Origin of the sequence: Paraburkholderia sp. SIMBA_053 (assembly GCF_046534895.1) — a bacterium.
Lineage (GTDB): Bacteria > Pseudomonadota > Gammaproteobacteria > Burkholderiales > Burkholderiaceae > Paraburkholderia > Paraburkholderia caledonica.
The window spans coordinates 1-255 of record NZ_JAWRXU010001145.1; the positions used below are offsets into that span (position 1 = coordinate 1).

The 255-nt window shown below is 61.2% G+C and carries 1 protein-coding gene; it reads right to left on the reverse strand.

From position 1 onward, the window contains the following. A partial coding sequence (locus SB753_RS39230) for an Mpo1-like protein (RefSeq protein ID WP_410805441.1) occupies positions 1-255 on the reverse strand: 255 nt, incomplete at both ends.

Genomic DNA, 255 nt, shown 5'->3' on the forward strand with positions numbered 1-255 from the left:
GCCGATGCCGAACAGTGCTTCGGCCAACACAAACAGCGGCCCGATCAGGAGGCCAATTACATCGTCGATAAAAGCCGGCTTGCGATGCTCGTAGGCAACGTGCCCGATAAACTGAAACACCCAGCCGATCACGAAGAGCCCAACACCCGTTGCGAGCCAGGCCAACGTGGACTGCGCGGCGATCCACTCGCCGAATGCGATGCACAGCGCGGACACCACGGCCATCATCAAACCGAGCGGCACGTCGAGCACGAG